Raw genomic sequence first — 16580 nt, 5'->3', positions numbered from 1 at the left:
ACTAATCAAAATATACGCGGCTATGGCTGTTCGCGGGATACGCGTGTGGTTCAAGACCCGAGGCCCGACTGCCCGCATTTGTCGCCGGCAGACCCTCGACTCGTTCCCGCAGGCGGCGGTACTCACGCCGCAATGCAGAGGGCCAGGACTCCACCGTGGGTGCGATGTCGTCCAGTACCGACCGCGCCGGGCTTGATTTCCCCGCCTCCAGCCATAGCCGGGCCGCGCGCAATGCCGGCTCCGGCTGGCGGGGGCGCAGGGTGTAGGCCGTCAGGAACCGCTGCGCTGCGGCGTCGGGAAGCCCGGCCCGGGCCGCCAGCCGGGCCTCGAGCAGGGCCAGGTTCCAGCGGTGGCGGGGGCGCTGGAAATAGGCGTTATGCCCCAGATAATCCAGCATTGCGGCGGCTGGAAAACCGGGGCACTCGCCCTGTTCCACGGCCGTCACCAGCATGTTGACGGTGTTGATGGCGTAGGGCGTGTCCTTCAACGGCCCTTGCGGCCATTGGGCGGGAGGGATCACACGCCCGCCATGGCATGCCACGGCGAGGCGCTGAATGCCCACTGCCGCGGCGTGGTGGCGGCCGGCGATGGTGTCCGCGGCCTCGTCCATATGGACGAGGGCCTGCTCGTGGCGGCCAGCGGCCAGGTACAGGTTGGCGGTGGAGGAATGGACCCGCAGGGACCCGGGATGGGCCTCCAGATGATAATCCAGCAGGGCCTCTTTGCTGGACCATATGTCTGCCCGCGCCGCGGTGAGCACAAGATTGAACGCCAACATGAGTACCAGCATCACGGGAAGGACCGGCCGTAGCCGGTGCAGCCGTGCGAGCAGCATGGGTACCGTGGCGGCAATACCGATGAGCAGGCCCGTGGCCGGCAGGTAATTGCGGTGCTCGAAATAGAGTTCCAGGGGCAGCACCGTGGATTCCAACAGATGGGCCGTCATGAAGAACACCACGCCACCCAGCAAAGGCCCGACGGCTCGCCGGCGCAGCCACCAGGCCAGGGGTGGTATGGCGAGCCAGCCCAGCAGCAGCAGCCCCGGAAAGGGGGGCGCGAAGGCCCGGGCCAACACCGGTTGGTCGTCGTGGTAGATGCCGAGGGCCGAGCCGCCGGGCAGGGAAAACAGGTTGAGCAGGTAGTCTACGAGAATCCAGGCCTGGCTCAGCAGCCGATCCCAGGGGCCGAAGGGACGGTGGGAATACACCTGTTCCAGCCAGCCCGGGTGGGTGGCGAGGTATCCGAGGGCGAGCACCGCAGGCGCCACGGCGGCGAGGCCGAGAAGCAGGAGCAGGGGCCTGCGGGCCTTTCCGGTACCCGCGAAGCGCAGGAAGAACACCTCCAGCACCAATACCAGGGCCGGCATCAGCACGCCGTTTTCCTTGCTGAGGGCGGCCAGGGGCCAGCAAATCAGAAAGGCGAGGGCGATGAGGCCCCAGCCGCGGCGCCGTTCCATGGCGAGGTGGTCGCGGCCCAGCACGAAGAGGAGCAGGCCGGCCAGGGTGAACAGAGTGGCGAGCTGGGCCATGCGCTGCACGGCGTAGAGTACGGTGCTGACCATCAGGGGCGCGCTGAGCCAGAAGGCGGCCGCCCACAGGGCGAGCCACCATGCCCGGGGCCCGGGCGCCAGGCCCGGCCGGTCCAGCAGCCTGCCCGCCAGCCAGAACAGCAGGGCGCCGCACAGCAGGTGGATCATCAGGTTGTTGTACTTGAGGGTCCGTACACGGCCACCGTGGAGTTCCTGGTCGGCGAGGAAGCTGGCCATGGCCACGGGGCGGTGGAAGACGCGTTCACCGTAACCGGTGACCACGTCCAGGGCACTGGCGCGCCCGGACTCGTAGGCACTCAGGGCCTCGAGGTTGGCGAGGTCGTCCAGCACCAGGGGGCCTCCGAGGCCCGGCCAGTAGACCAGGACCGTCAGGAGTAGCAGCGGTGCCAGCAGGACGCAGGCGGGGAGGGTTCTGCTCACTCCGGCGCCCTGCCCGCGACACTCACGCCGTCTTGAAGGAGCAGGTCAGGTCCACCAGGGCATCGAGGCGCCCCCGGGCGGCGCCGCTGTCCAGCACCTCAACGGCGCGCTCGACGCCGGCCTCCAGGGTGGGGCTGAGGCCGGCCACGTAGATGGCGGCGCCGGCGTTCAGGGCGGTGATGTCCCGCGCCGGGCCGCGGCGGCCGTCCAGTACCTCTTTCATCAGAGCCAGGCTCTCGGTGGCCGAGGCCACGCATATGGCGGAGAGGTCCCCGCGGGCCACCCCCAGGGCCTCGGGTTCGACGGTGTAGGTGCGCACCCGCCCTTCCTTGAGTTCCGCCACCCGGGTCGCGGCGCCGATGCTGATCTCGTCCAGGCCGTCCTCGGAATGCACCACCATGGCGTGGTGGGCGCCCAGGGTGTGGAGTACCTCGGCGATGGGTTCCACCCAATGGTCGTCGTAGACCCCCAGCAGCAGGTTGGGGGCGCCGGCGGGGTTGGTGAGGGGCCCGAGGAGATTGAACAGGGTACGCACCCCCATCTCGCGGCGCGGCCCGATGGCATGCCGCATGGCGCTGTGGTGCAACGGCGCGAACATGAACCCCACGCCCACTTCGTCCACGCAGCGCGCCACCTGTTCCGGGTTGAGTTCGAGGTTGACACCGGCCTGCTCCAGGACGTCGGCGCTGCCGGAACTGCTGGAGACGGAGCGGTTGCCGTGCTTGGCCACCTGGCCACCGGCGGCGGCCACCACGAAGGTACTGGTGGTGGAGATGTTGAAGGTTCCGGCACCATCGCCGCCGGTGCCCACGATGTCCACCAGGTTGGGGTGGTCCACCGTCACACCCGTGACCAACTCGCGCATGACGCCGGCGGCGGCGGCGATCTCGGCCACCGTCTCGCCCTTCATGCGCAGCCCCACCAGGAAACCGCCGATCTGGGCGGGGGTGGCCTCGCCGGTCATGATGGCGCGCATCACGTCGGTCATTTCCGTGGCCTGGAGGTCGATGCGGCGGGTGACGTGATCGATGGCTTGCTTGATATCCATGGGGTTTCCCTAGGCGGTCAGTGGGGTGGGTTGGTGAGGAAATTCCGCAGCAGGTCGTGGCCGTGGGCGGTGAGGATGGACTCGGGGTGGAACTGCACCCCCTCCACCGCCAGCTCGCGGTGGCGAAAGCCCATGATCTCCTCGCGCCGGCCCGTCTCGTCCTCGGTCCACGCCGTGACCTCCAGACATGCCGGCAGGTTGGCCTCGTCCACCACCAGGGAGTGATAGCGTGTGGCCTCGAAGGGGTTCTCGAGCCCGGCAAATACGCCCTGGCCGGTATGGTGAATCATGGAAGTCTTGCCATGCATGATATGTTTCGCGTGGATCACGTTGCCGCCATACACCTGGCCGATGGACTGGTGACCCAGGCACACCCCCAGAATGGGCACGCGGCCGGCGAAGTGGCGGATCACCGCCATGGAGACCCCCGCCTCGTTGGGGGTGCAGGGGCCGGGGGAGATGACGATGCGCTCGGGCCCGAGGTCTGCGATGTCCGCCACCGATACCTTGTCGTTGCGGCGCACCTCGACTTCGGCGCCCAATTCGCCGAAGTACTGCACCAGGTTGTAGGTGAAGGAGTCGTAGTTGTCGATCATCAGCAGCATGGGGCACGACCTTGGGTGTCGATGGCGAATTCTCTTGGGGGTCTACCCCCTCCGTGGGTTAACCTTCTACGCGGATGCCGGGGCTCCGCGAAGCGGGAAGATTAGCAGAATTGGCTGCCCCATTGAGCATGTGGACGCCCATCCCGGTCGGCGGTGCCGACTCGCAGAAGGGCGCCGCAGACAGGGTTCCACGGTAGCAGCGCCGGGGGCGCAGGTGTGAACAAGTCGAGGTCGAGGATGCGTAAGCCTGGTGTGACATGGGCCTCGTGAAGGCCTGCCTGTCCTGGCGCTACCTGCTGGGGGGCTCGCTCATGGGTGCCGTGGTCCTCGTGGCCCTTGCCCAGGCGACCAACGAAGAAGTGCTCAGGGCCGAGGAACGGCTCAAAGAGCTGGCCAGTGCCGCCCAGACCATCACCGTGGCCACCAGCATCGAGGTATTCGATGAACTGCGGGGCGATATCGACAAGCAACGGACCCGGGCTCTGAAGTGTGTCGCGGATACGGAACTGGCCATCGCGCGATTGCAGAAGGAGCAGGAGATCCTCCAACCGGCCGCCCCGGCGGCGCCGGCACCCGCGGCCGATGGCGCCGCCGACGCTGCGGCGACCGTTCCTCCCCCGCCTCCCGAGACCGAGTCGGAGGCCCTGGGACAGCGTCGCCAGGCCCTCAAGGCGGAGCTGGCGGGCTTAGAGGAACGGTTGGCCCTCTGCCGTCTGCTCACCCTGCGTGCGGAGGAGCTGCTGCAGACCGTCAACGCCGTCCAGCAGCGCAAGCTGGCCCAGCGCCTGCTGGCCCGCGGTCCCCACGTCCTGGAGGTGGTCTCCGCCAATATCTACCACCCGGACCGCTGGGGGAGTTCCATCGCCGAATTGACGCGGCGCGCCAGCGCTTTGAATGGCCTCGAGACCGCCGAACTGTCGGGTGTGGTGGCCGTAGGACTGCTGGGCTTCGCGGCCGGGGTCGTCATCCGCCGCCGCTTGGTGCTCGGCGACCCCGGTACTGCCGCGCCTGTCACGGCCCTCGGGCGCCTGATGTTGTCCCTGAAGGCCTGCGGGGCCCGCCAGGCGCCGGAATTCCTGGCCCTGGCCCCGGTGAGCGTCGCCCTGTGGCTGGCCACCCGTGGCGCCATCGATCCTCCTTTCATCACCTATCTGGCCTACGGCCTACTCGCCCTGGCGGTGGCCGTGCTGCTGACCCGGACGCTATTGAAGCCCTGCCTGCCGGCGGGGCCGGTGTTCGGCCTTGCAGAGGATGTTGCGTTCCCGTTGAGCCAGCGCCTCCAGGTGCTGTGGCTGGTGATGCTGGTGGGAAGTCTGCTGTTTTACACGCCGCTGGTGGAGGCCCTTCACGAGGATGTCTACCTGCTGGCCCGCGATATCTATATCGCCTTCCTGGTGGCCAATATCGTATGGCTCATCTGGCTCGCCGGATATCTCGAGTATTTCCGTACCCACTGGCTGCTGCGGGGGGTGCTGGTGCTGAGCTTCGTCGCCATCCTCGGGGCCGAACTCCTCGGTTACCGCAATCTGGCCGGTGGCGTGGTAAGGAGCGCGCTGCAGACCCTGTTCGCCATGGGTGGCCTGGCGGTACTGCTGCAGCTGGTGGAGGAGGCCTTCGATAGCCTCGACGAGGGTCAGGGCCGGGTGGCGGCCGGCATCCGCCGTACTCTCGGGATCGGTCCCGGGGACTACGTGCCCGGCATCGGCTGGCTGCGGCTGCTGATCATCCTCATGCTGTGGGTGGGCCTGCTGGCCGTGTTGTTGAACATCTGGGGCCTGTCCGACGACGGCTTCAGGGTCATCTACCGCTATATCTCCGAAGGCTTCGATATCGGCAACTTCCGGCTGGTACCGGGCGAATTGCTGGGGGCGGTGCTGGTGTTCGCCCTCATGCTGACCCTCATCGGCTGGTTCAAGAACCAGATGGAACAGCGCTGGCTGGCAAAGGTGCGCATGGATCGCGGGGCCAAGGAGGCTCTGGTGACCACCAGTGGATATGTGGGCATCGCCATCGCGGTGCTGGTGGCCCTTTCCATGGCGGGCCTGCAACTCACCAATCTGGCCCTCATCGCCGGTGCCCTGTCGGTGGGTATCGGCTTCGGCCTGCAGAATGTGGTGAACAACTTCGTCTCAGGCCTCATCCTGCTCATGGAGCGCCCCATCCGCACCGGCGACTGGATCGTGGTAGGGGCCACCCAGGGCTACGTCAAGCGCATCAGCATCCGTTCCACACAGATCCAGACCTTCGACCGCGCCGACGTCATCGTGCCCAATTCCGAACTCATCTCCAACCAGGTGACCAACTGGATGCTCTCCGACCCTTACGGCCGACTGAAGTTGCCAGTGGGGGTGGCCTACGGATCCGACGTGGACAAGGTGCAGGAGATCATGCAGAAGGCCGCCTACGACCATCCCCTGGTGGTCCACGGCGTCATCGGCCTCATGGAGCCCAAGGTGATGTTCATCGGCTTCGGTGACAATTCCCTGAACTTCGAACTGTGGTGCATGCTGAGGGAGGTGGACATGCTGATGTCGACCAAGAGTGACCTCTATTTCACCGTCGAGAAGGCATTCCGCGAGCACGGCATCGAGATCCCGTTCCCCCAGCGCGATCTCCACGTCCGCACCTGGTCGCCGCCACCGGAGGGGGCGGCGCCCGATTCCTGAAGCGTGAAAAGCGGTTTAACCACGAAAGACTCGAAATAACACGAAAGATTGAAGAGGGATGTGTGTTGGGGTGGGCTTGGGAACGCCGATAGGTATGTTCAACGGGCTGGAAACGGCGAAAAGCGGTTTAACTACGAAAGGCGCGAAAGACGCGAAAAAAAACTGAGCGTCCCGACGTGTGCTGCCGCGCCCATCTTGTCATGCCGGGCTTGCCCCGGTATCCAGGGTTACCTCTGTTTTAAAAATTTTCGCGTTATTTCGGGTCTTTCGTGGTTCCCTGCTTTTGCCGCCGTTGCCGAACGCCTCGGCCCCGGCAGGTTGGCTCGGCCCGTACCTGCCTGAGGCGCCCCTGCCCTTAAAATTTTCGGATTTTTCGTGTCTTTCGTGGTTAATCGCCGTTGTCCCTTTAGAACCACCGCCGGTGGCGGAGGTAGAGGAACTGGCCTGCGCCGATGGCGGCGATGGCGATCACCACTGCCAGGAAGGCCCACGGGTTCTCGGTGCCGGGGATTCCGCCCACGTTGATGCCCAGCAGGCCGGTGATGAAACTCAGAGGCAGGAAGATGGCGGCGGCCAGGGACAGTACGTACATGCGGTTGTTCATCTGCTCGGCCAGGCTGTTGGCGAGGTATTCCTGGGCCAGCAGCGCCCGTTCCCGGTCCATGTCCAGCTCTTCCACGTAACGCGTCATGCGGTCGGCGATCTCCCGCAGGTGCAGCCGGTTGCTGTCGTTCAGCCATCCGGCCTTTTCTGCCCACAACCGGGCCAGGGCCTCCCGCTGGGGGGCCAGGTAGCGGCGCAGTTCGATGATCTGGCGGCGCAGGCCGGCGATGGTGGGACGCAGTTGCCGGTGGTCGGCGGCATCGAGGTCGTTCTCCAGTTCGGACACGCGGTCGTCGATATCGGAGATGACCTCGGCCATGCGTCCCACCAGCCCCTCGGCCAGTTGCACCAGCAGGTCGGCAGAGGAAGTGGGGCCCATGCCCCGGGCCATGGCCCCGCGCATGTCCTCCACCGACAGCAGGCGGCGCTTGCGGGTGCTGATGACGCGGTGCTCGTCCACGTACAGGCGGATGGAGACCATGTCCTCGGGGTCTGCTCCGGGGTTCAGGTTGACGCCCCGCAGAGTCACCAGCAGGCCGGCACCATGGTTCACCGCTCGCGGGCGGGTCTCTTCCGCCAGCAGGGCCTCCACCGCCACCTCGTCGAGGCCGCTGTCCTCCCACAGCCAGCGCGCGGCAGCCGGGTCGGTATAGTCCAGATGGACCCACAATGGGCCTTCGTCCGGTGACCACGTGGCGATCCGGGACCAGGCGATCTCGCGGCTGCCGCCGTGGCCATCGAGGATATGGGCCGTCACCAGGCCGTCGTCAGTCATGGGGCATTCTCCCTATCGCTGGCATGGGACGAGTGTAAACCACCACCATGGGACCGTCCCTGAACTACGAAAGACTCGAAAAGTGGAGCGGGAACCACGAAAGACACGAAATAACACGAAAGATTGGAGAGGGATGTGTGTGTTGGGGTGAGCTTGGGAAGCCCGACTGGTATGTTCAACGGACTGGAAACGGCAAAAAGCGGTTTAACTACGAAAGGCGCGAAAGACGCGAAAAAGGCTCGTCCGCAGAATCCGTGGGTGAATGTTTCGCTCGCGGTGAGTTGGGTGTCGGGCTGAAGCCCGACCTACAGCCCGACCTGTAGATACACCACCACCGCCTGCTCCATTGGCACGGATATAGGTCGGGATTCATCCCGACATTCGAGCCTGCCGCGCATACCTCGCGCCGGGTGGGTACCATCCGCCAGCGTTTGGTGTCGGGCTGAAGCCCGACCTACAGCCCGACCTGTAGATACACCACCACCGCCTGCTCCATTGGCACGGATATAGGTCGGGATTTATCCCGACATTCAAGCCCGCCGCGCATACCTCGCGCCGGGTGGGTACCATCCGCCAGCGTTTGGTGTCGGGCTGAAGCCCGACCTACAGCCCGACCTGTAGATACACCACCACCGCCTGCTCCATTGGCACGGATGTAGGTCGGGATTCATCCCGACATTCGAGCCTGCCGCGCATACCTCGCGCCGGGTGGGTACCATCCGCCAGCGTTTGGTGTCGGGCTGAAGCCCGACCTTGTCCGACCTACTTGTCTTGGCGAGAGAATACTTGTCTTGGCGAGAGAAAATTCTTCTTCATATACCCACGAATTCTGCTGACGAGCCGCGAAAAAACCGAGCGTCCCGGCGTGTGCCGCCGCGCCCATCTTGTCGTGCCGGGCTTGACCCGGCATCCAGGGGCGCCCCTGCCCGACAGATTTTCGTGTTATTTCGGGTATTTCGCGGTTCCCCGCCGTACCTTTCGCGCCTTTCGCGTATTTCGTAGTTAACTCGCTTTTGCCCCCGTTGCCGAATGTCTCGGCCCCGGCGGGTTACCGCGGCCTGGTCCTGCCTGAGGCGCCCCTGCCCCCCAAATTTTCGTGTTATTTCGAGTATTTCGTGGTCACCCTTTTTGACGCCACCCCGGCCCTGGACTAACCTTGCCGCTCCGAAGTGTCGAGCCTGTGCCGTGACTTATTGCCTTGCAGTTAATGTACATGACGGACTGGTCTTCTGCTCCGACTCCCGCACCAACGCCGGCGTGGACATGGCCGCCACCTACAGCAAGATGTTCTGCTTCGGCAAGGAGGGCGAGCGCCAGGTGGTCATCCTGTCCGCGGGTAACCTCGCCACCACCCAGGGGGTCATCCAGCGCATCAAGCGGGACATCAAGCAGCGGGCCGATGTCACCCTCATGAACGTGTCCCACATGGAGGACGTGGCGGACTATATCGGGTCCTTGAGCGTGGCGGTGCAGGGCAAGTATGCATCCCCGGAGCGGACCTTCGAGGCCAGCTTCATCGTCGGCGGTCAGATCGGCGGCGAGGAGCCGCGCCTGTTCATGGTGTACCCCCAGGGCAACCACATCACCACCAGCAGCGACACTCCCTACCTGCAGATCGGCGAGACCAAGTACGGCAAGCCCATTCTGGACCGCATCATCACCAACGCCACGCCCCTGGACAAGGTGGCCCTGGCGGCCCTGGTGTCCATGGATTCCACCATGCGCAGTAATCTCACGGTGGGGCCGCCCTTCGAGATCCAGATCTACGAGCGCGATCGGCTGGGGCTGCGGCGCTACCACCGTTTCGATGCGGACAGCGAGTATCTCAGGGAGATCAAGCGGGTATGGGATGAGAGCCTGAACGCCGCCTTCAATCGCCTGCCCCCCATCGCCTGGGCCTTCAGCTGGGATGAACGAGCTGATGGAGAAAACGCAGCTTCTCCACCACAGGCCGGGTGAGTACGAAGGGATAGGGGTCCAGCATCCCCAGGCTGCGGTTCAGGGCGTTGAGGGCGATGCCGAAGTCCAGCCACTGGGTGACGGCATGGTCGAAGTCCCACAGGCTCGGGGCGCCGTCCAGCAGCTTGAAGGCCGCCGCCGTCTCCAGGGTATCCATCATGTGCAGGTAATGGGCCCAGCACTCGGCCCAGTCCTCCAGGGGGTGGGACATGGCATAGGCGCTGATGTAGGCATAGCCCGGTGGCCCCGGAGGCTCGGCGTAGTGGCGCGCCAGGGCCGCCGCGTAGTCGGCCTGCTCGTTGCCGAACAGGGCCCGGAATTCCGCCAGCCGGCTGGTGCCGTAGATCATGCGCTCGAAGTAGTAGTGGCCGCTCTCGTGGCGCAGGTGGCCGAGGGGGGTGCGGTAGGTCTCCCCCAGGCGGTGGCGCTCCGTCTCCCGGGCCAGGTGGTCGGCCTCCCTCACGTTGAGGGTGATGACGCCGTGAGCGTGGCCGGTGAGCACGTGTTCCTCCAGCACCGCCGGGTTGCGGCCCCGGTCCTCCAGGAAGTCGAAGGCGAGGCCGGCGGTGGGGTCGACGCTGCGGCTCACCACCGGGAGATCCAGCACCAGCAGGGTGTAGACCAGGCGGCGCTTGGCCTCCTCCAGCAGGCTCCACAGAGCCAGGTTGTTGTCGTAGTCGAGGGCGGGGATGGTGCGGGTGAGGTCGCAGGAGTCGCAATAGGGCCGGTCGCTGCCGGCATCCACCAGCCAGTTGCAGATCCGATACTCGCTGCTGTTGCGGCACGGCCGGTAGAGATGACCGTCCGGGGCCTCCAGCAGCCCCCCGGAGAGCCGCCTCAGGGGGACCAGGTCGAGGCGGGCGGGGTCGAAGCCGAGGGGCGCCCCGCAGCTCACACAATGGGTGTTCTCGAAGAAGATACGGTTGCCGCAGCTGCAGCGGAAGGTCTTCACGGTGGGCTGGGCCGGGGCCACCAGGTATCGGCGATGCCCTCGTGGACGGCGGCGATGGTGGTCTGGACTTCGTCGATGAAGGCGTGCAGGTCGTGGCCCAGCAGACCCTGGATGTCCGCCGCCCGGACCTGACGCAGGGCGTGGCCGGTGGTGCGCCGGGCGTCGTCGGCCCGCGGCAGTCGCTCGAGGTGCTGGTTGAGACGGTTGAGGCAGAAAGTCACGGAGCGCGGGAAGTCCTCGTCCAGCAGCAGGAAGGCCACCACATCCTCGGCGTTGACCCGGTCGTGGACGTTCTGGCGGTACATCTGGTAGGCGGACAGGGAGCGCAGCACGTTCAGCCATAGGGCGTTCTCGATGGGATCATCCGTCGCCGCCTCGCTGCGGATGGCCAGCAGCGGCGCCGAGCCCACGTCGAGGATGCGGGAGGTCATGTCGGCCCGTTCCACGTGACGCCCGAGCTGGGTGAACCAGTAGGCCGGCCCGCGGGAGAGCACGCCATCGTAGAGGCCCGCCAGTTCCTGGCAGGCGGCGATGACCTGATTGAGGAAGGCGTGACGGTTCTTGCGGGCCACCCCGGTGGACCCGGAGTCCCGCACATGGTGATAGGTGGCGTTGAGGATCTCCCAGGCTTCGGTGGGCAGGATCTCACGGGTGGTGCGGGCATTCTCCCGCGCCATGCGCAGGCAGGTGAGAATGGACCCGGGGTTGCGGGCGTCGGCGAGCATGTGGCGGATGACGTTGCGCTCGTCCAGCTTCTGGTAGTGGCTGGCGAAGGCCTTTTCGCTGTCGGAGATGTCGATGAGGTTGTGCCAGCTCACGTCCACGGCGCCGGGAAGGTCGAGCATGAGCAGGGCGTTGACGTTTACCAGGCGCGCGGTGTTCTCCGCCCGCTCCATGTAGCGGCCGTGCCAGTACAGTCGTTCTGCGACCCGGGATAGCATGATGGTCAGTCTCTCGTCACGATCCAGGTGTCCTTGCTGCCGCCGCCCTGGGATGAATTCACCATGTAGGAGCCCTTCACCAGGGCCACCCGGGTGAGGCCGCCGGCGGTCACGTACTGCTTCTGGCCGTGCAGGATGAAGGGCCTGAGGTCCATGTGGCGCGGCTCGATGCCGTCCGCGGTGAGGGTGGGGGCGGTGGACAGCTCCAGCAGCGGTTGGGCGATGTAGTTGCGGGGGTTCTTCTTCAGCAGGGCCGCGAACTCCTTGCGCTGGCGTGCGCTGGAGGCCGGTCCCATGAGAATGCCGTAGCCGCCGGACTCGTTGGCCGGTTTCACCACCAGCTTGTCCAGATTGGCGAGCACGTGCTCCAGGGTCTGGTCCTCGTTGCAGCGGAAGCTGGGCACATTGGGCAGGATGGGGTCCTCGTCCAGGTAGAAGCGGATCATGTCGGGCACATAGGTATAGACCAGCTTGTCGTCCGCCACGCCGGCCCCCGGGGCGTTGGCCAGGGCCACGTTGCCCGCCTGCCAGGCCCGCATGAGTCCCGGTACGCCCAGCATCGAGTCGGCCTTGAAGGCCTCGGGGTCGAGGAACAAGTCGTCGATGCGGCGATAGATGACATCCACCCGGGACAGCCCGTCGATGGTCTTCATGTAGACGCAGTCGTCCTCGGCCACCACCAGGTCCGGGCCTTCCACCAGCTCCGCGCCCATCTGCTGTGCCAGGTAGGAGTGCTCGAAGTAGGCGGAGTTGTAGATCCCCGGGGTCAGCACCACCACCTCGGGGTAGTCGGCGGGTCGTGGCGACAGGGAGGCCAGGGTGTCGAACAACTGGGTGGTGTAGGCGGTCATGGGCAGGATGCGCTGGGTCTCGAACAGCTCCGGCAGCACCCGCTTGGTGACCTTGCGGTTCTCCAGCATGTAGGACACCCCCGAGGGCACCCGCAGGTTGTCCTCCAGCACGTAGACGGTGCCGTCGCCGTCCCGCACCAGGTCCGAGCCGCAGATGTGGGCCCACGCCCCGTATAGCGGCTTCATGCCCTCGCATTCCTTGCGGTAGTTGCCCGAACTGGCGATGAGGGCCCGCGGCACCACCTTCTCCTTGATGATGCGCTGGTCGTTGTAGACATCGTCGATGAAATGGTTGAGGGCCGTGAGGCGCTGCTTGAGGCCCTCCTCGATGGTGCGCCACTCCTTCTCGGGGATGACCCGTGGGATGATGTCGTAGGGCCACTGGCGATCGATGTTGTCGCCTTCGCTGTACACCGTGAAGCTGATACCCATGCTGCGGATGGCCAGTTCCGCCGAGTGGCGGCGCAGTTCCAACTCCTCGGCGCCGAGGCGGCGCAGGAAGCTCACCAGGGCGCGGGTGCATTGGCGGGGGGCCCCTTTGGAGCTGAACAGCTCGTCGTAGTGGGGGCCGGGGTCGTAGGTCTTCCAGGGATCCGGCCTGGCATCTGGCGTCGGCATGGCTGTCACCTTAGACGATGGGTGGCTCGTCCACCAGACCCGGTGGCGGTTCGTCGACGATGCCCTGGGTGGCCTCGAAGCGTTCCTCCACGTCACCCGCCTGGCGGGTGCGGGCGAGGTGGAACAGGGCCTCGCCCTCGAATACCAGGGGCAGGTTGCTGCGGCCGATGATCACGGCGGCGGCCGGCGCCACCACCTGGGTCTCGCCCTCGCCGAAGGGATCGCTGATGACTCCCATCACGGTGCCGCGTTCCACGGCCGCGCCGAGGCGCACCAAGATCCGCAGGATGCCGCTTTTCTCCGCCCGCACCCAGGAGCTGGTGCGCAATATCACGGTGTGGCGGGGTGAACGTTTGGGTTTGGGCAGCATGTCCAGGGCGCGCAGCACATGGAATATCCCCCGCACCCCGACGCGGATGGCCACCTCGTCGAAATACAGGGCCTCGCTGGCCTCGTACACCATCACCGGGATCCCCTCCTGCGCGGCGGCGCGGCGCAGGGAGCCCTCGGGGGCAGCGGAATGGAGTAGCACCGGGGCGCCGAAGGTGCGTGCCAGGGGTGCCAGGATGGGGTCCGTGAGGTCGGCGCGGATCTGGGGCAGGTTCTCGCGGTAGATGGCCGCGGTGTGGAGGTCTATGCCGATGTCGGCGGCCCGCACCACGTTGCTGAGGAAGGTGTCGGCGAGGCGGGCGGCCAGGGAGCCGCTGCCGGAGCCCGGGAAGGAGCGGTTGAGGTCGCGGCGGTCCGGCAGGTAGCGGGAGCGGCTGTGGAAGCCGTAGATGTTGACGATGGGCACGGCGATGAGGGTGCCGTTCATGCGTCTCAACAGCGGCGAGCGCAGCAGACGGCGTATGATCTCCACGCCGTTGATCTCGTCGCCGTGGATGGCGCCGCTGACGAACACCACCGGCCCCTCCTGGCGCCCATGGACTACCTGCACCGGCATGTAGATAGGGGTGTGGGTGTAGAGTCCCGCCAGGGGGATCTCGAGGGTGGCGCGATGGCCGGCGGCCACGGCGGTGCCGGCCAGCACGAAGGGCTGTCGCTTCATCCCGTGCCGCGGGTGCGGGTCTTCCCCATCTTGCCGTTGCTCTCGATGAAGGCGATGATCTGGCTGGCCACGTCCTTGCCCGAGGCCCGCTCGATGCCCTCGAGGCCGGGGGAGGAGTTCACCTCCATCACCACCGGCCCGTGGTTGGAACGCAGGATGTCCACGCCCGCCACGTTGAGCCCCATGGTGCGGGCCGCCCGCACGGCGGTGGAGCGCTCCTCGGGGGTGATGCGCACCAGGCTGGCGGTGCCGCCACGGTGCAGGTTGGAGCGGAACTCGCCCTCCTTGCCCTGGCGCTTCATGGAGGCCACCACCTTCTCGCCGATGACGAAGCAGCGCAGATCGGCACCCCCTGCCTCGGCGATGAATTCCTGCACCAGGATGTTGGCCTTGAGGCCCATGAAGGCCTCGATGACGCTCTCCGCCGCCTGCTTGGTCTCCGCCAGTACCACGCCGATCCCCTGGGTACCCTCCAGGAGCTTTATCACCACGGGCGTGCCGCCCACCATGGAGATGAGATCCTCGATGTCGTCGGGCTTGTGGGCGAAGCCCGTCACCGGCAGGCCGATGCCCTTGCGGGCCAGCAACTGCAATGCGCGCAGCTTGTCCCGGGCGCGGGTGATGGCCACCGACTCGTTGAGGGGATACACCCCCATCATCTCGAACTGGCGCAACACCGCGGTGCCGTAGAAGGTGACCGAGGCCCCGATGCGGGGGATCACCGCATCGTAATCCTGCAGCTGCTCTCCCTTGTAGTGGATGCTGGGCCGATGGGAGGTGATGTTCATATAGCAGCGCAGGGCGTCGAGCACATGGGGCTCATGGCCCCGGGCCTTGCAGGCCTCCACCAGGCGACGGGTGGAGTACAGGCTGCTGTTCCTGGACAGTATGGCGATTTTCAAGAGGCCTCCTCGGTCTTGAGATGTTCGGTCAGGGTCTTTCCGGCGGCATAGGATGCCGCGGAATCCACCAGGTAGTCACCCGCCAGGGCGGAGCGCCCCAGCAGCATGCGAAAGCGCATGGTATCGCGGTCCGTCAGGGTGATCTCGATGCGCTTGGATTGCCTGCCGATGCGTACCAGGGAGGCGATGACGAAGCGCTGCTCGCGATGGCCGCCCGAATCCGACACCAGGCGCCGGTCCAGCAGCCGACTCTCGCATTGCACCACCGGCTCGGTCCTGCCCTGCAGGGGATGTACCCCGAAGCGCACCCAATCCGCGCCGTCGCGCCGAAAGGGCTCCACGAAGTAGGCATGGAGACAGGAGGTGCGGGCCCCCGTGTCCACCTTGGCCTTGATGCGCGGGATCCCCAACTCCGGCAGACCCACCCACTCGCGCCAGCCCACTATGCTGCGGCCCGAGCCGCTCGCCCGGGATGGCTCCGTCTGCGTTGAAGTGGATCGTGATGGCATGGCCGAAGCCTGGTATGAGTAGCGCGAGCATAACCGCCCGGCAAGCCGTGTCAACTGCGCCCGTTGGGACGGGTTCGCTTACCGGCTCCAGGACAGGCTGATGGCGCCGAACTGGCTGTCACCCTGCTGGCCGTCGAACTCGTCGCTGCGGAACACGTTGGTGAAGGACAGGCGCAGGGACTCCCAGGTCACCACCAGGCCGAACTGGAGATCCGCCACCAGGGGCTTGCGGTCGACGCTGTGGCTGTCCCGGAAGGTGTTGCCATCGAGGAAGATGTTGCGGGCCACCACCCGGCCCTCCACGCCGCCGAACAGATACCATTCCACGCCGTCCCGGGCGAGTGTGAAAAACCCCCCGCCCGGCAGGCTGGGACGGATGCGCGGCGGGCCGAAGTCCCCGCGCAGGCTGTTGCCGAGACGCAGGGTCAGTCCGGCCCCGCCCATGATATGCACGTTGCCCAGGGCATAGCCCAGGTGGGGCATGACATCGGCCTGGAGTCCGATGGTCTTCCAGGCGGTGTGGCGCCACTGGCGGCTGTGGTAGGCGTTGACGGTGAGCTCGTCCCGGAGTTGGTTGTCCCAACCGCGGGGCTGGCGGGTGTCGATGAGTTCGTGCCATTCCTTCTGGAGGGTGTCGCCCTGCGCCGAGGGCCCCACCACGCCGAGGTTGAGCACGTAGGTGTCGAGGCGCTCCCAGCTCAGCCCGGCGGCGGCCGGGCCACCGTGACGGGACATGAGTGCGATGCTGCCGTAGAGCCAGCCGGCGTAGGGACGGTCGTCCTCGATGAGGGTGGGGGTGGTGATGTCCTCCGGGGTGTAAATATTGTGACCGAGGGACAGGCTGGTGCGCTGGCCGCAGTCGGTACAGCGTGCATCCACCCCCGGCAGATAGTCCCCGAGGAACCGCATCCAGCCGGGGGCCTGGTACTCCCGGGTGAGGTAGTTGAGGCGGAATCCATTGGTGTAGTGACGGTCGAGGCCGTTGCCGAAGAGGTCGTTCTCCACCTGCAGGTTGACCACGGCGCCCGCCGCCATGAGATGCCCCCATGGTAGGGCCAGCAGCAGGGCCAGTAGGGCGAGGACAGCGAGGGATCGCTTTGAGGCGGCGCTGGGCGGGGCGGGCATGGGCGG

The 16580-nt window shown here is 66.2% G+C and carries 13 protein-coding genes; 2 read left to right on the top strand and 11 right to left on the bottom strand.

All coding sequences use genetic code 11. The features are described from left to right. Position 1 precedes the first annotated feature (1 nt). From U5S82_06310 to U5S82_06300, 3 genes are read right to left on the bottom strand one after another with little or no spacing between them, the layout of a single operon-like run. Positions 2–1969, bottom strand: a complete 1968-nt coding sequence (locus U5S82_06310) for a hypothetical protein (GenBank protein ID MDZ7751268.1) — start codon at positions 1967–1969, stop codon at positions 2–4. Between the two features lie 22 nt (positions 1970–1991). Next, positions 1992–3017, bottom strand: a complete 1026-nt coding sequence (trpD, locus tag U5S82_06305) for an anthranilate phosphoribosyltransferase (GenBank protein ID MDZ7751267.1) — start codon at positions 3015–3017, stop codon at positions 1992–1994. Positions 3018–3034: 17 nt separating this feature from the next. After that, positions 3035–3622 carry an aminodeoxychorismate/anthranilate synthase component II gene (locus U5S82_06300; GenBank protein ID MDZ7751266.1) on the bottom strand — a complete coding sequence of 196 codons (588 nt, stop codon included), beginning with the start codon at positions 3620–3622 and terminating at the stop codon, positions 3035–3037. 257 nt (positions 3623–3879) lie between these two features. Here U5S82_06300 and U5S82_06295 point away from each other — a divergent pair, with 257 nt between their 5' ends. After that, a complete protein-coding gene (locus U5S82_06295; protein MDZ7751265.1) occupies positions 3880–6288 on the top strand; it encodes a mechanosensitive ion channel in 2409 nt (802 codons plus the stop codon). Between the two features lie 406 nt (positions 6289–6694). Here the strand turns inward: U5S82_06295 and U5S82_06290 are convergent, their stop codons facing one another. Further along, positions 6695–7666 carry a zinc transporter ZntB gene (locus U5S82_06290; GenBank protein ID MDZ7751264.1) on the bottom strand — a complete coding sequence of 324 codons (972 nt, stop codon included), beginning with the start codon at positions 7664–7666 and terminating at the stop codon, positions 6695–6697. A 1185-nt stretch (positions 7667–8851) separates the two neighbouring features. On the opposite strand from U5S82_06290, the gene U5S82_06285 reads away from it, so the two are divergent. After that, positions 8852–9625, top strand: a complete 774-nt coding sequence (locus U5S82_06285; GenBank protein ID MDZ7751263.1) for a peptidase — start codon at positions 8852–8854, stop codon at positions 9623–9625. On the opposite strand, the gene U5S82_06280 is transcribed toward U5S82_06285, so the two are convergent. From U5S82_06280 to U5S82_06250, 7 genes are all read right to left on the bottom strand, one after another. Continuing rightward, positions 9567–10598 (bottom strand): putative zinc-binding metallopeptidase, encoded by a 1032-nt coding sequence (locus U5S82_06280; protein ID MDZ7751262.1) that lies wholly within the window; start codon positions 10596–10598, stop codon positions 9567–9569. The genes U5S82_06285 and U5S82_06280 overlap by 59 nt on opposite strands. Then, the gene (locus tag U5S82_06275; protein MDZ7751261.1) at positions 10574–11518 is read right to left on the bottom strand and encodes an alpha-E domain-containing protein; all 945 of its coding nucleotides are present in this window, start codon (positions 11516–11518) and stop codon (positions 10574–10576) included. The genes U5S82_06280 and U5S82_06275 overlap by 25 nt, the downstream gene beginning before the upstream one ends. A 5-nt stretch (positions 11519–11523) precedes the next feature. Beyond that, complete coding sequence (locus tag U5S82_06270; protein ID MDZ7751260.1) at positions 11524–12987, bottom strand: circularly permuted type 2 ATP-grasp protein; 1464 nt, start codon at positions 12985–12987, stop codon at positions 11524–11526. Positions 12988–12997: 10 nt separating this feature from the next. Continuing rightward, positions 12998–14038, bottom strand: coding sequence for a succinylglutamate desuccinylase/aspartoacylase family protein (locus tag U5S82_06265; GenBank protein ID MDZ7751259.1), 1041 nt, complete (start codon positions 14036–14038; stop codon positions 12998–13000). Then, positions 14035–14940, bottom strand: a complete 906-nt coding sequence (gene rimK, locus U5S82_06260) for a 30S ribosomal protein S6--L-glutamate ligase (protein ID MDZ7751258.1) — start codon at positions 14938–14940, stop codon at positions 14035–14037. Before rimK ends, U5S82_06265 begins: the two co-directional genes overlap by 4 nt. Continuing rightward, complete coding sequence (locus U5S82_06255; GenBank protein ID MDZ7751257.1) at positions 14937–15449, bottom strand: RimK/LysX family protein; 513 nt, start codon at positions 15447–15449, stop codon at positions 14937–14939. The genes rimK and U5S82_06255 overlap by 4 nt, the downstream gene beginning before the upstream one ends. 78 nt (positions 15450–15527) lie before the next feature. Beyond that, positions 15528–16574, bottom strand: coding sequence for a lipid A deacylase LpxR family protein (locus U5S82_06250; protein MDZ7751256.1), 1047 nt, complete (start codon positions 16572–16574; stop codon positions 15528–15530). Positions 16575–16580: the final 6 nt, after the last annotated feature.

The organism is Gammaproteobacteria bacterium, assembly GCA_034522055.1.
In the GTDB taxonomy this organism is placed as follows: domain Bacteria; phylum Pseudomonadota; class Gammaproteobacteria; order JAABTG01; family JAABTG01; genus JAABTG01.
This window is presented reverse-complemented; position numbering and strand designations above follow the sequence as displayed.